10 protein-coding genes are annotated in these 13,542 nt (G+C 53.1%); 6 read left to right on the plus strand and 4 right to left on the minus strand.

Going from position 1 to position 13,542, the window contains the following annotated elements:
- Positions 1-47: 47 nt before the first annotated feature.
- Entirely contained in the window at positions 48-977 is a 930-nt protein-coding gene (gene tus / locus OGV52_RS13010) for a DNA replication terminus site-binding protein (protein WP_019076745.1), read from the plus strand.
- Here the strand turns inward: tus and fumC are convergent.
- A complete protein-coding gene (gene fumC, locus OGV52_RS13015) occupies positions 974-2,377 on the minus strand; it encodes a class II fumarate hydratase (protein ID WP_016153018.1) in 1,404 nt (467 codons plus the stop codon). The two genes, tus and fumC, sit on opposite strands and share 4 nt — an antisense overlap.
- A 142-nt stretch (positions 2,378-2,519) precedes the next feature.
- A complete protein-coding gene (gene fumB, locus OGV52_RS13020; RefSeq protein WP_016153017.1) occupies positions 2,520-4,166 on the minus strand; it encodes a class I fumarate hydratase in 1,647 nt (548 codons plus the stop codon).
- Positions 4,167-4,428: 262 nt separating this feature from the next.
- Between fumB and manA the strand changes: the two genes are divergently transcribed.
- Together manA and OGV52_RS13030 are read left to right on the plus strand one after the other, a co-directional pair.
- Positions 4,429-5,604 carry a mannose-6-phosphate isomerase gene (gene manA / locus OGV52_RS13025; RefSeq protein ID WP_049268629.1) on the plus strand — a complete coding sequence of 392 codons (1,176 nt, stop codon included), beginning with the start codon at positions 4,429-4,431 and terminating at the stop codon, positions 5,602-5,604.
- Positions 5,605-5,710: 106 nt separating this feature from the next.
- Positions 5,711-7,219 carry a YdgA family protein gene (locus OGV52_RS13030; RefSeq protein WP_131345660.1) on the plus strand — a complete coding sequence of 503 codons (1,509 nt, stop codon included), beginning with the start codon at positions 5,711-5,713 and terminating at the stop codon, positions 7,217-7,219.
- A gap of 45 nt (positions 7,220-7,264) precedes the next feature.
- Here the strand turns inward: OGV52_RS13030 and OGV52_RS13035 are convergent, their stop codons facing one another.
- Entirely contained in the window at positions 7,265-8,293 is a 1,029-nt protein-coding gene (locus OGV52_RS13035; RefSeq protein ID WP_016153014.1) for a Mal regulon transcriptional regulator MalI, read from the minus strand.
- Positions 8,294-8,462: 169 nt separating this feature from the next.
- Between OGV52_RS13035 and malX the strand changes: the two genes are divergently transcribed.
- From malX to add, 3 genes are all read left to right on the plus strand, one after another.
- Entirely contained in the window at positions 8,463-10,055 is a 1,593-nt protein-coding gene (malX, locus tag OGV52_RS13040) for a maltose/glucose-specific PTS transporter subunit IIBC (RefSeq protein WP_016153013.1), read from the plus strand.
- A gap of 10 nt (positions 10,056-10,065) precedes the next feature.
- The gene (locus OGV52_RS13045; RefSeq protein WP_103847920.1) at positions 10,066-11,238 is read left to right on the plus strand and encodes a MalY/PatB family protein; all 1,173 of its coding nucleotides are present in this window, start codon (positions 10,066-10,068) and stop codon (positions 11,236-11,238) included.
- 100 nt (positions 11,239-11,338) lie between these two features.
- Positions 11,339-12,340, plus strand: a complete 1,002-nt coding sequence (gene add, locus OGV52_RS13050) for an adenosine deaminase (RefSeq protein ID WP_094169216.1) — start codon at positions 11,339-11,341, stop codon at positions 12,338-12,340.
- A 52-nt stretch (positions 12,341-12,392) separates the two neighbouring features.
- On the opposite strand, the gene OGV52_RS13055 is transcribed toward add, so the two are convergent.
- Complete coding sequence (locus OGV52_RS13055; RefSeq protein WP_016153010.1) at positions 12,393-13,433, minus strand: oxidoreductase; 1,041 nt, start codon at positions 13,431-13,433, stop codon at positions 12,393-12,395.
- Positions 13,434-13,542 lie beyond the last annotated feature (109 nt).

Below are 13,542 nucleotides of genomic sequence, written 5' to 3' on the forward strand. Positions count from 1 at the left end.
GGAGGTTGTGCTATAAAAAAGTATGTTGTAACTAAAATGGTAAATCTATGGCCCGTTACGATCTCGTCGACCGCCTGAACGGCACCTTCCGCCAGATGGAGCAAGAGCTGGCGCTTCTGAACGACAATCTTTTGCAGCAGACGCTGCTGATTGCGCGCGTCTTCTCGTTACCGGAAGTGGCCAAAGAGGCAGAGCATGCCCCACTGCAGAACATTGATGTTAAGCAGCATTTAGGTAAAGAGGCTGAAACGCTGGCGCTACGCCACTATCGTCATCTGTTTATCCAGCAACAGTCCGAGAATCGTAGCAGCAAAGCGGCCGTCCGCCTGCCAGGCGTACTGTGTTATCAGGTAGATAACGCAGCTCAGCGCGCTCTGGAAGAGCAAATACAGCGTATTAACCAGCTAAAAACCACCTTCGAGCGCATTGTCACGGTGGAATCAGGGCTGGCACCGGCAGCGCGTTTTGAATGGGTGCATCGCCACCTGCCGGGACTGATTACACTGAATGCCTATCGTACGCTCACCCTTGTCAGAGAGCCTGCCACCCTGCGATTTGGCTGGGCCAACAAACACATTATTAAAAATCTGAAACGCGATGAAGTACTACAGCAACTGGAAAAAAGCCTGACGTCGCCGCGCAGCGTACATCCCTGGACGCGGGAGGAGTGGCAGGCGAAACTTGAACGGGAATATCAGGATGTCGCCGCCCTGGGCCAGCAGGCGCGCCTGAAGATTAAACGGCCGGTAAAAGTGCAGCCCATCGCCCGCGTCTGGTACAAAGGAGAACAAAAGCAGGTGCAATATGCCTGCCCGACGCCCTTGATCGCGTTGCTCAACAATGAAAACGGCATGACCGTACCAGATATCGGCGAGTTACTGAATTATGATGCCGACAATGTTCAGCATCGTTTTAAACCTCAGGCGCAGCCGTTGAGATTGATTATTCCCCGGCTGCACCTGTACGTTGCGGACTAACTGCCTGGCCGCATACTGCCAACCATCAGTTCCGGGCGTACCCAGCTGTCAAACTCCGCTTCGGTTAGATACCCCAGCGCCAGGGCGGAGGCTTTTAACGTCAGCCCCTCTTTGTGCGCCTTTTTGGCAATTTCAGCGGCTTTATCATAACCGATATGGGTATTGAGCGCGGTCACCAGCATTAGCGACTCGTTGAGCAGTTGATCGATTCGTTCACGATTGGGCTCGATCCCTGTCGCGCAGTGCTCGTTAAAGCTTTCCATACCGTCAGCCAGCAGACGCACCGACTGCAGGAAATTGTGGATGACCATCGGACGGTAAACGTTGAGCTCAAAATTACCTGACGCTCCGCCCATGTTGATGGCGACATCGTTGCCCATTACCTGACAGCAAAGCATGGTGAGCGCTTCACACTGGGTAGGATTGACCTTACCCGGCATAATGGAGCTGCCCGGTTCATTTTCAGGAATCGAAATTTCGCCAATCCCGCAACGCGGACCGGATGCCAGCCAGCGCACATCGTTGGCGATTTTCATCAGCGATGCCGCCAACCCTTTTAGCGCGCCGTGGGCGTGAACCAGCGCATCGCAGGTGGCTAGCGCTTCAAATTTATTCGGTGCGGTAACGAACGGCGCACAGGTAATGTCCCGCAATTCATCCGCGACCCGACGGGCATATTCCGGATGCGTGTTCAGTCCGGTCCCTACCGCGGTTCCTCCCAGCGCCAGTTCCGCCACGTGGGGTAAGCTGTTTTCAATGTGTCTGAGGTTATGTTCAAGCATTGCCACCCAGCCGGAAATCTCCTGGCCAAGCGTAAGCGGGGTTGCATCTTGCAGATGTGTACGACCGATTTTGACGATATCCGCGAAAGCGTGTGATTTATCACTGAGCGTTTTGGTTAACACATTTAACTGCGGGATCAGTGAGTTACGCAGCGCCAGCAGCGCGGCAACGTGCATTGCGGTCGGGAACACATCATTCGAGCTTTGGCTTTTATTGACATCATCGTTGGGGTGAACTTTCCGTTCCATCCCCCGCACGCCGCCCAGCAACTCGCTGGCCCGGTTTGCCAGCACCTCGTTCATGTTCATATTGCTTTGCGTACCTGACCCGGTTTGCCAGATGGCCAGCGGAAACTCATCGCGGTGTTTATCCGCCAACACCTCATCTGCGGCCTGCATAATAGCCCTGGCTTTATCCTCCGCCAGCAGCCCGAGATCCTGGTTAACCTTTGCTGCGGCGCGTTTCGTCAGCGCCAGCGCATGGATCAGCGAGACCGGCATTTTCTCCGTAGAGATACGAAAATGCTCCAGCGAACGTTGGGTTTGCGCGCCCCAAAGTTTATCGGCTGGAACATCAATCGCCCCCATTGAATCATTCTCGCGGCGTACCGTTACCATTACCTGCTCCTTACATTAACAATTGATTAGGTTATGTTTCGACATTGCCCATTTGCATTGGTCTTATGAGTATTAACGAGGATTAATCTGTCGTTTGGTGGTTCGTGCGGTAAAAAAAAACCGCCCCGAAGGGCGGCTGACGTTACTTAACGCAGCGTGCGCACTGCGACGTCTGAATCTGTTTGAAGAAATCGTTGCCTTTGTCATCCACCAGGATAAACGCCGGGAAATCTTCCACTTCAATTTTCCAGATGGCTTCCATCCCCAGTTCAGGGTATTCCACACACTCCAGACTCTTGATACTGCCCTGGGCCAGCACCGCTGCCGGGCCGCCGATACTGCCTAAGTAGAAGCCGCCATGCTTATGACAGGCATCGGTCACCTGCTGGCTGCGGTTGCCTTTCGCCAGCATGATCATGCTGCCACCTGCGGACTGAAGCTGGTCAACATACGAATCCATACGCCCTGCCGTGGTTGGTCCAAGCGAACCAGAGGCATAGCCTTCCGGCGTTTTTGCCGGGCCAGCGTAATAGATCGGATGATCTTTAACATACTGCGGCAAACTTTCACCGTTATCCAGACGTTCTTTCAGTTTCGCATGCGCAATATCACGGCCAACAATGATGGTGCCGTTAAGCGACAGACGTGTAGAAACCGGGTATTGCGACAGCTGAGCCAGGATCTCTTTCATCGGACGATTGAGGTCAACCCGTACCGCTTCGCCTTCTCCCGCCTGGCGCAACTCTTCTGGTATATATTTGCCAGGATTATGCTCCAGTTTTTCGATCCAGATACCTTCACGGTTGATCTTAGCTTTGATATTTCGATCGGCTGAGCAAGAAACGCCCATACCAACCGGACACGACGCACCGTGACGCGGCAGGCGGATCACGCGGATATCATGAGCGAAGTACTTCCCGCCGAACTGCGCGCCCAGCCCCAGATTCTGTGCCTCAATCAGCAGCTCTTTTTCCAGCTCCACATCGCGGAATGCCTGACCATGTTCGTTACCTTCGGTCGGCAGCTCATCGTAATATTTAGCCGACGCCAGTTTCACCGTTTTCAGCGTGGCTTCAGCTGACGTTCCACCGATCACGAACGCAATGTGATACGGCGGACAGGCCGCTGTTCCCAGCGTTCGCATCTTCTCAACCAGGTAATTTTTTAATTTGCCCGGCGTGAGCAGCGCTTTGGTCTCCTGGTACAGATAGGTTTTGTTCGCCGAACCACCGCCTTTGGCAATACACAGGAATTTGTATTCATCGCCATCGACGGTATACAAATCTATCTGTGCCGGCAGGTTGGTACCGGTGTTCACCTCTTTATACATATCCAGCGCGGCGTTTTGTGAATAGCGCAGGTTATCTTCGATGTAGGTGTTATACACACCGCGCGCCAGCGCAGCTTCATCACCGCCGCCGGTCCAGACGCGCTGACCTTTTTTACCCACGATAATCGCGGTGCCGGTGTCCTGACAGGTCGGCAAAATACCTTTTGCCGCAATATCAGAGTTACGCAGGAATTGCAGGGCCACATATTTGTCGTTTTCGCTGGCCTCCGGGTCACGCAGAATGTCGGCCACCTGCTGCTGATGCGCAGGACGCAGCATAAACGAGGCATCATGGAAGGCCTGACGAGCCAGCAGCGTTAAGGCTTGCGGCGCGACTTTAACAATCTCCTGCCCTTCAAATTCGGCAACGGAGACATGGTCACTGGTCAGCAGATAGTATTCGGTATCATCCTTTTTGAGGGGGAAAGGATGCTGATAATGAAAGGGTTTGTTTGACATTGTGCTCTCACTTACTGCTCGGTCTGGTTATTCTCTGGGCAGATGTTCCATTGCCCTGCTTCCCTGCCGCAGGTCGGGTTGTAGAAGGAAAGGCTTTCTGCAACCGGAATTACTCAGGGTATTAAAAGCGAGTCACCATATCCTACACAATTTTTTAACAAAAACTGAGACAAGTACGACTTTTTACATGTGCAGGTTACTTCGCTCAGGGTTTCTTGGTTTAATAGCCGTAGAAAATTCCACATTGAAACAGGGCTTGAGAATGCAAAAACTCATCAACTCAGTGCAGAACTACGCCTGGGGAAGTAAAACTGCGTTAACGGAACTTTATGGGATTGCCAACCCCACTCAGCAACCGATGGCTGAGCTGTGGATGGGCGCGCATCCGAAAAGCAGTTCGCAGGTTCTGGACGCTAACGGCCAGACGGTCGCTCTGCGTGATGTCATCGAACACGATAAATCCGCACTGTTAGGCGATGCCGTTGCGAAACGCTTTGGTGAACTGCCTTTCCTGTTTAAAGTGCTGTGCGCCGCGCAACCTCTTTCGATTCAGGTTCATCCTAACAAGCACAACTCTGAAATCGGATTTGCCAAAGAAAACGCGGCGGGGATCCCGATGGATGCCGCCGAGCGCAATTACAAAGATCCTAACCACAAACCGGAACTGGTTTTTGCTTTGACACCGTTCCTGGCGATGAACGCATTCCGCGAGTTCTCTGACATTGTCGCATTGTTACAACCAGTGTCCGCCGCGCATCCGGCTATTGCGCATTTCCTGCAGGAACCGAGTGCGGAACGTCTGAGCTATCTTTTCGCCAGCTTGCTGAATATGCAGGATGAGGAGAAATCCCATGCGCTGGCGATCCTGAAATCGGCGCTGAACAGCCAGCAGGGTGAACCGTGGCAAACCATTCGCCTGATCGCCGATTTCTATCCGAATGACAGCGGGCTCTTCTCCCCGCTGCTGCTCAATGTGGTGAAGCTCAATCCTGGCGAAGCGATGTTCTTATTTGCCGAAACCCCACACGCCTACCTGCAAGGTGTGGCGCTGGAGGTAATGGCTAACTCGGACAACGTGCTGCGCGCCGGACTGACGCCAAAATACATTGATATCCCGGAGCTGGTCGCCAACGTTAAGTTTGTCGCCAAGCCAGCCAATCAGTTGCTGACCACGCCAGTTAAGACTGACAGCGAACTGGACTTCCCCATTCCGGTCGACGATTTCGCGTTCTCCTTGCATGAACTGACCGCCAATGGCGCAGATATCAACCAGCAAAGTGCGGCCATTTTGTTCTGCATCGAAGGTGAAGCCGTGCTGAGCAAGGGCGAGCAGCGTCTGGTGCTGCAGCCGGGTGAGTCGGCCTTTATTAGCGCGAATGAATCGCCGGTAAACGTCAGCGGCACGGGCCGTTTAGCTCGGGTTTATAACAAGCTGTAGCAAGATACTGATATTTTTAACAACTCTTGCTAAGCTGTAGTGAGTTAAAGACATGTCACTCCTCCAGGCGTCTTCAAACGCCTGGTTTTATTTTATGGATATCAAAATGAAAAAATCGCTGGTAGCTGCGGGTGTGGTGGTTGCACTGGGTATCGTCTGGACGGGCGGCGCCTGGTACACAGGAAAGAAACTCGAAACGCATCTCGCCGAGATGGTGACGCAGGCAAACGATCAGTTAAAACGCTACTCCCCAGAGGCGGGCATTGAACTGAGTTATCAAAACTACCAGCGCGGCGTGTTCAATAGCCAACTGCAGTTGGTGGTGAAACCTGTTGCCGGGCAGGCAGATTCCTGGCTGAAACCGGGACAAAGCATCGTCCTGAATGAAACCGTGGATCACGGTCCTTTCCCGCTGGCTCAGCTGAAATCACTGAATCTTGTTCCGGCAATGGCCTCCGTGAAAACGACGCTGGTCAATAACGACGTGACGAAGCCGCTGTTTGATATTGCCAAAGGTGAGACGCCATTCATCATTAATTCCCGTATTGGCTACAGTGGGGATACCCGTTCCGATCTCTCCCTCAAACCGCTGAACTACGAGAAAGGCGACGAAAAAGTGGCCTTTAGCGGCGGGGAGTTCCAGTTTACGGCAGATAAGGATGGTAATGCGGTGTCGCTGACTGGCGAGGCGCAAAGTGGCTTGGTTAATGCCGTCAATGAGTATGATCAGAAAGTACAAGTTACTTTCAATAACCTGAAAACTGAAGGTTCCAGCAGTATCGCAAGCTTTGGTGAGCGCATCGGCGATCAGAAATTGTCCCTCGAAAAACTGTCGATTTCAGTCGAGGGCAAAGAGCTGGCGGTGCTGGAAGGCATGGGTATCGATGGCAAATCCGATCTGATTAACAATGGCAAAACCGTCAACAGCCAGTTGGATTACACCCTGAACAGCCTTAAATTGCAGGGCCAGGATATGGGGAGCGGTAAGCTGACGTTGAAAGTTGGCCAGATTGACGGTGAAGCACTGCACCAGTTCAGCCAGCAGTACAGCGCCCAAACCAAAGCGCTGATGGCGCAGATTGATGTGGTGCAAAATCCTGAGCTTTATCAGCAGAAAGTCACCGAAGCCTTCTTTAATGCGCTACCGATTCTGATGAAAGGCGAACCGGTTGTCACCATTGCTCCACTGAGCTGGAAGAATGCAAAAGGTGAAACCACATTTAATCTGTCACTGCTGCTAAAAGATCCGACCGCAAACACGGTGGAGCCGCAAACGCTGGCCCAGGAAGTGGATCGTTCCGTCAAATCGCTGGATGCGAAACTGACCATCCCTGTCGATATGGCGACTGAGTTCATGACGCAAATTGCCAAACTGGAAGGATATCAGCAGGAAGAAGCGGCTGGTCTGGCGAAGCAACAGGTTAATGGCCTGGCGGCGATGGGTCAGATGTTCCGCATTACGACTTTGCAGGACAACGTTATCGGCACCAGCCTGCAATACGCAAACGGCCAGGTGACGCTGAACGGACAAAAAATGCCGCTGGATGAGTTTGTTGGTATGTTCGGTATGCCTTCTCTTACACAGCCGGATGCCCCTGCCATCCCGCAACAATAATCACTCGTCAGTGACAGGCCCGATAACAGTGTTTATCGGGCTTTTTTATTTCGCCGCCACCAGACGAGCGGAAAGCGTCAGATTGCGTGAATGACCTTCATCGTGGGCAATGCGCTGTAGCATACGTTCAGCAAGGGTGTATCCCATTTCACGCGCAGGCGAACAGGCCCAGGTAATCGGGATATCGTCCAACGCGTTTTCCGCCACATCAGCGAATCCGGCCAACGATATTTGCTGTTCGAAATAGCGATCGACACCAATTTCACCACTCTGACGTCCTGCTCTCATCAGGCCAAACCAGGCGCCTATGGCGATTATTTCGTTGTAGCACACCACCGCGCTGATCGTGGGATTGCGGCGTAACAGCGCCGTTACCTCTTCTGCGGCCTGCTTCTGGCTGGATGAGCACTCCAACACCCAGTCGCTATGAAACGGTAAACCATATTTTAGTAACGTTGCACAATAACCGCCGACGCGCTCTGCGCGAGTCAATGAAGAACTCTGCCCGCCCAGCCAGGCAATACGCTGGTGTCCGTGGCGGATAAGATGTTCAACCAGTAACTGTGCAGCCTGCATGTTATCGGGCCTGACGGTGTCTGCGTCATCCATGTAGCTGGCGCGTGATGCAAATACCACCGGGATCCCTTTGTCAGCGGCCAACTGTTGCAGTGCATCACTGCTACCGGCGGCCCCGGCAATGACCACGCCATCCACCCCCTGGTTGAGTAACATCGCGAAACGCTGCGCCAGCTGCTCCCCATCTTTACCGCCGTGCAGTAAGAAGACCATGCGCCCCTGCGCTTCTAACGCTTCCGTCAGACCCGCCGTCAGCTCGGCGTAAAACGGCGTTGAAAGATCGCGTACAATCAAACCAACTACTCCGCTCTGCCCGCCGCGCAGCGCTGATGCCTGGCGGTTACGCACAAACCCCAGTTGCTCAATAGCAGCATTCACCCGCTCCCCGGTCGCTGATGAAATTCGCCCTTTTCCACTGAGCACCAATGAGACGGTGCTGACCGAAACCCCCGCAGCCAGCGCAACATCATGGATGGTTATTTTTTTGGCTATAGCCATAAAAACAGAAAACTCCCTGATAACGTGACAGATAAAACGTTTTATCAATCACTTATATTTATACCCCCTATTATCGTTCGATAATGTGATTTATACCGCACTAAAATTAGGTAAAACGTTTTATCTTCTCGCCATCATTAGTCAGCTAGCCTTTACAAGGAGTCGTTTGATGACGGCGAGAACCACACCAAAAATAACGTTATGGGAATTTTTCCAGCAGTTGGGCAAAACCTTTATGCTGCCTGTAGCGCTGCTCTCATTTTGCGGGATCATGTTGGGGATCGGCAGCTCGTTGAGCAGCCATGATGTCTTAACGCTGATCCCGGCGTTGGGGAATCCGGTGCTTCAGGCCATCTTTACCTGGATGAGTAAAGTTGGCTCATTTGCGTTTAGCTTCCTGCCAGTCATGTTCTGTATTGCCATTCCTCTGGGCCTGGCGCGCGAGAACAAAGGCGTTGCGGCGTTTGCCGGTTTTGTTGGTTATGCGGTCATGAACCTCGCCGTAAATTTCTGGTTAACCGCCAAAGGTATCTTACCCACCACAGATGCGGCGATCCTGAAAGCCAACAACGTGCAAAACATTCTGGGGATCCAGTCGATCGACACCGGGATCCTCGGTGCCGTTATTGCCGGGATCATTGTCTGGATGCTGCATGAACGCTTCCACAACATTCGTCTGCCGGATGCGCTGGCGTTTTTCGGTGGTACGCGCTTTGTGCCTATCATCTCCTCGGTGGTGATGGGATTGGTCGGGTTGGTCATTCCCCTGATTTGGCCGGTTTTCGCCATGGGCATTACCGGACTCGGTCACATCATCAATAGCGCGGGGGAATTTGGTCCTATGCTGTTTGGTACCGGTGAGCGTCTGTTGCTGCCTTTTGGCCTGCACCATATTCTGGTGGCACTCATTCGCTTCACCGAAGCTGGCGGCACACAGGAAGTCTGCGGCCATAGCGTGAGCGGCGCACTGACTATTTTCCAGGCTCAACTGAGCTGCCCGACAACGCAAGGTTTCTCTGAAAGCGCAACACGCTTCCTGTCCCAGGGTAAAATGCCGGCGTTCCTCGGCGGTTTACCGGGTGCGGCATTAGCCATGTACCACTGCGCACGCCCTGAAAATCGTCATAAAATTAAAGGGTTATTAATTTCTGGTCTGATTGCCTGTGTCATCGGCGGTACAACTGAACCACTTGAGTTCTTATTCCTGTTCGTCGCTCCGGTTCTGTATGTAATCCACGCCCTGCTAACCGGTCTTGGCTTCACCGTGATGGCGGTGCTTGGCGTCACTATCGGTAACACTGACGGTAACCTGATTGACTTCGTGGTGTTCGGCATCCTGCACGGATTGTCCACCAAGTGGTACCTGGTCCCTGTTGTCGCGGCTATCTGGTTTGCGGTGTACTACGTGATCTTCCGCTTCGCCATCACGCGTTTCAATTTGAAGACGCCGGGCCGTGAAGTCGAAATTGCCAGCAATATCGAAAAAGTAATGGCCGGAGCGCCTGGTAAATCAGGTTACAACGTCCCTGCTATTCTGGCGGCGCTGGGCGGCGCGGAAAACATTGTCAGCCTGGATAATTGCATCACCCGTCTGCGCTTGTCGGTGAAAGATATGTCGCTTGTTAACGTACAGGCTCTGAAGGACAATCGTGCCATTGGCGTAGTACAACTCAATCAGCATAACCTTCAGGTCGTTATCGGTCCGCAGGTCCAGTCAGTGAAAGACGAGATCGCGGTTCTGATGAACACCGTACAGGCTTAAGGATAACAATATGTTTGATTTTTCAAAGGTTGTGGACAGGCACGGTACCTGGTGTACTCAGTGGGATTACGTTGCCGACCGTTTTGGTTCAGCCGATCTGCTGCCATTCACCATCTCCGATATGGATTTTGCCACCGCACCTTGCATTCTGGAGGCGCTGACTCAGCGCCTGTCACATGGCGTGTTGGGTTACAGCCGCTGGAAAAACGATGAGTTTCTGGCGGCGATAAGCCATTGGTTTCTTTCGCGACATAACACCCAGATAGATCCTCAGTCGCTGGTATACGGCCCCTCGGTCATCTATATGGTGTCGGAGTTGATCCGCCAGTGGTCATCCGTGGGCGATGCGGTGGTTATCCATACTCCGGCGTACGATGCGTTTTACAAAGCGATTGAAGGTAATCAGCGCCAGGTGTGCGCAGTCGGACTAGAAAAACGCGCCGACGGCTGGTTTTGCGACATGGTTGCGCTGGAGAAAGCCCTGTCTCGACCTGAAAGCAAAATTCTTCTGCTTTGCAGCCCACAAAACCCAACGGGCAAAGTGTGGACGCGCGACGAGCTGGAAACCATGGCAGAACTGTGTCAGCGCCATGGTGTAAAAGTCATCTCCGATGAGATTCATATGGATATGGTATGGTCAGACCGGCCGCACATCCCGTGGAGTAACGTCGCGCGTGGCAGTTGGGCACTGCTCACTTCCGGCTCAAAGAGTTTTAATATTCCGGCATTAACCGGGGCTTACGGACTCATTGAAGATGCTCAAAGCCGCAACGATTACCTCAGCGCGTTAAAAGGCCGCGATGGTCTTTCCTCGCCTGCGGTGCTGGCGCTTAGCGCACATATTGCCGCTTATCAACAGGGTGCAAGTTGGCTTGATGCGCTGCGCGATTATCTTGCCAGCAATCTGCATTACGTTGCGCGTGAGCTTAATGCCGCATTCCCCGAACTCAACTGGCAGATTCCGCAATCCACCTATCTGGCATGGATTGACCTGCGTCCGCTCAATATTGATGACCATGCCTTGCAGGATGCTCTCATCCACCAGCAGAAAGTCGCTATCATGCCGGGATACACCTACGGAGAAGAAGGTCGCGGTTTTGTACGCCTCAATGCCGGATGCCCAAGATCCAAGCTTGAAAAAGGCGTTCAGGGGCTGATTAACGCCATCCGTTCTGTACGCTAATTAAGTTTGCGCAATGAAATTATTCATTGCGCAACATAGCTTTTTATCCCGATTTTTTCATATAATACGACGCACTTTACCTAAATACACGAGTGCGACCATGATTGATACTTCCCTCCCCCTGACCGACGTCCATCGCCACCTTGATGGTAACATCCGTGCCCAAACGATCCTGGAACTGGGTCGTCAGTTCAATTTAACGCTTCCGGCACAAACGCTGGAAACGCTGATCCCTCATGTGCAAGTCACATCAACTGAGCCGGATTTAGTGAGCTTTTTATCCAAGCTCGACTGGGGCGTGAAGGTACTGGCCTCGCTGGATGCGTGTCGCCGCGTGGCATTTGAGAATATTGAGGATGCAGCACGTAACGGCCTGCACTATGTAGAATTACGTTTTTCACCCGGCTATATGGCGATGGCGCATCAGCTCCCGGTTGCGGGCGTGGTTGAAGCCGTCATTGCCGGCGTACGCGAGGGCTGCAAGACCTTTGGCGTCGAAGCTCGCTTAATTGGCATTATGAGCCGTACCTTCGGCGAAGCCGCCTGCCTGCAGGAACTGGATGCGCTGTTAGCCCACCGTGACCATATTACGGCGCTGGATCTGGCGGGTGACGAACTGGGTTTCCCGGGCAGTCTGTTCCTGTCGCATTTCAATCAGGCGCGCGACGCCGGCTGGCGTATTACCGTACATGCGGGCGAAGCCGCGGGACCAGAAAGTATCTGGCAGGCCATTAAAGAGCTGGGCGCAGAACGTATTGGTCACGGCGTTAAAGCCGTTGAAGACCGTGCGTTGATGGATTACCTCGCCGAACACCGTATCGGCATCGAATCCTGCCTGACATCGAACATTCAGACCAGCACCGTCGCCTCTCTGGCAACCCACCCGCTGAAAACATTCCTTGAGCATGGCGTTTTAGCCAGCTTGAATACGGACGATCCGGCGGTACAGGGTGTGGATATTATTCACGAGTACACCATTGCCGCGCCAGCAGCAGGACTCACGCGCGAACAGATCCGTCAGGCGCAAATCAACGGCCTGGAAATGGCATTTCTGAGTAACGAAGAAAAACGTGCCCTGCGCGAGAAAGTCGCCGCAGCGTGACGGTTAAAGTGCCGGATGAGATGCTGAGCATCACCATCCGGCATTTGCCTAATCAGGCAAGGCACAGCGTCGAGCGATGTTTCGCCGATTCAAGACCCAGCTCAATCAGCTCCATGATTTGAATAGCTTGTCTCGCCGGTACCGGGTTTTCACCGTGACCATTTAGCGCATCACGAATGCCAGCATAGTACGCCGGGTAATTACCCGGTACAGTCAGCCAGGTCTCTTCAACCTGCTCTTCGCCTTCTATTCGCGTCAACACGCCATCGCGCATGTCGTAACCCCAGTCTTCCTGAGGCAGTCGCTCGCCATTTTTCAGGCGCTCTTCCTGCGGGTCAAGACCATACTTCACATAGCTGCCACGCGATCCGTGCACGATATAACGGGCCGACTCAGCGGCAGCGAGCATGGTGCCGTGCAGAATCACACGACGCTGCGGGTAAGTCAGGATGGCATGGAAGTAATCCGTCGCTTGCGCACCTGGGCGAAGCTGAGCCAGGTCTACCGTCATGCTGACGGGCAAACCAAACAGGTTAATTGCCTGATCCAGAAGATGCGGTGCTAAATCATACCAGATGCCGCTTCCCGGCCCCCCCTGTTCACGCCAGCGGTCACGAACCTGCGGGCGGAATCGATCGAAATGGGATTCGAAATACGCCACCTCCCCCAAAACGCCATCCGCCAGCAGGGCTTTCAACGTCAGAAAATCACTGTCCCAACGGCGGTTATGGAAAACGGACAGCACACGGCCAAGGCTGCGCGCCAACGCATCCAGTTCGCGTGCTTGTGACAGTGTCACGGTAAAAGGCTTATCAACAACCACATGTTTGCCCGCTTCCAGTGCAGCCTTCGCTAACGGGAAGTGAGTGTCATTAGGCGTGGGGATCACAATCAGGTCGATATTCGGATCGTTAAAAAGGTGTTTAGGCTCAGCAACAACCGCCACCGTTGGCCAGTCTGCCTTCACTTTTGCTTCATCACTACTGGAAACCGCAGCCAGTTCGAGGCCCGGTGTGCCCACAATCAGGGGGGCATGGAAGGTTTTACTGGCGTAACCATAGCCAATTAGCCCAACGCGGATGTTGTCACTCATGTTATAGCCTCTCAATTCAGGACTGACCTATTTCACACCATACCCTGCAACGTCTCAATAGTTTAATAACCATTGCGCTACAAAGGTTGTTTATTAACTTAAGTCAAAC

The sequence above is a fragment of the Citrobacter sp. Cb041 genome, assembly GCF_030336655.1.
Classification (GTDB): domain Bacteria; phylum Pseudomonadota; class Gammaproteobacteria; order Enterobacterales; family Enterobacteriaceae; genus Citrobacter; species Citrobacter braakii.

Coding starts and splice junctions, on each gene's coding strand:
- tus (WP_019076745.1), top strand. CDS start 48: ATGGCCCGTTACGATCTCGTCGACCGCCTGAACGGCACCTTCCGCCAG.
- fumC (WP_016153018.1), bottom strand. CDS start 2,377: ATGGTAACGGTACGCCGCGAGAATGATTCAATGGGGGCGATTGATGTT.
- fumB (WP_016153017.1), bottom strand. CDS start 4,166: ATGTCAAACAAACCCTTTCATTATCAGCATCCTTTCCCCCTCAAAAAG.
- manA (WP_049268629.1), top strand. CDS start 4,429: ATGCAAAAACTCATCAACTCAGTGCAGAACTACGCCTGGGGAAGTAAA.
- OGV52_RS13030 (WP_131345660.1), top strand. CDS start 5,711: ATGAAAAAATCGCTGGTAGCTGCGGGTGTGGTGGTTGCACTGGGTATC.
- OGV52_RS13035 (WP_016153014.1), bottom strand. CDS start 8,293: ATGGCTATAGCCAAAAAAATAACCATCCATGATGTTGCGCTGGCTGCG.
- malX (WP_016153013.1), top strand. CDS start 8,463: ATGACGGCGAGAACCACACCAAAAATAACGTTATGGGAATTTTTCCAG.
- OGV52_RS13045 (WP_103847920.1), top strand. CDS start 10,066: ATGTTTGATTTTTCAAAGGTTGTGGACAGGCACGGTACCTGGTGTACT.
- add (WP_094169216.1), top strand. CDS start 11,339: ATGATTGATACTTCCCTCCCCCTGACCGACGTCCATCGCCACCTTGAT.
- OGV52_RS13055 (WP_016153010.1), bottom strand. CDS start 13,433: ATGAGTGACAACATCCGCGTTGGGCTAATTGGCTATGGTTACGCCAGT.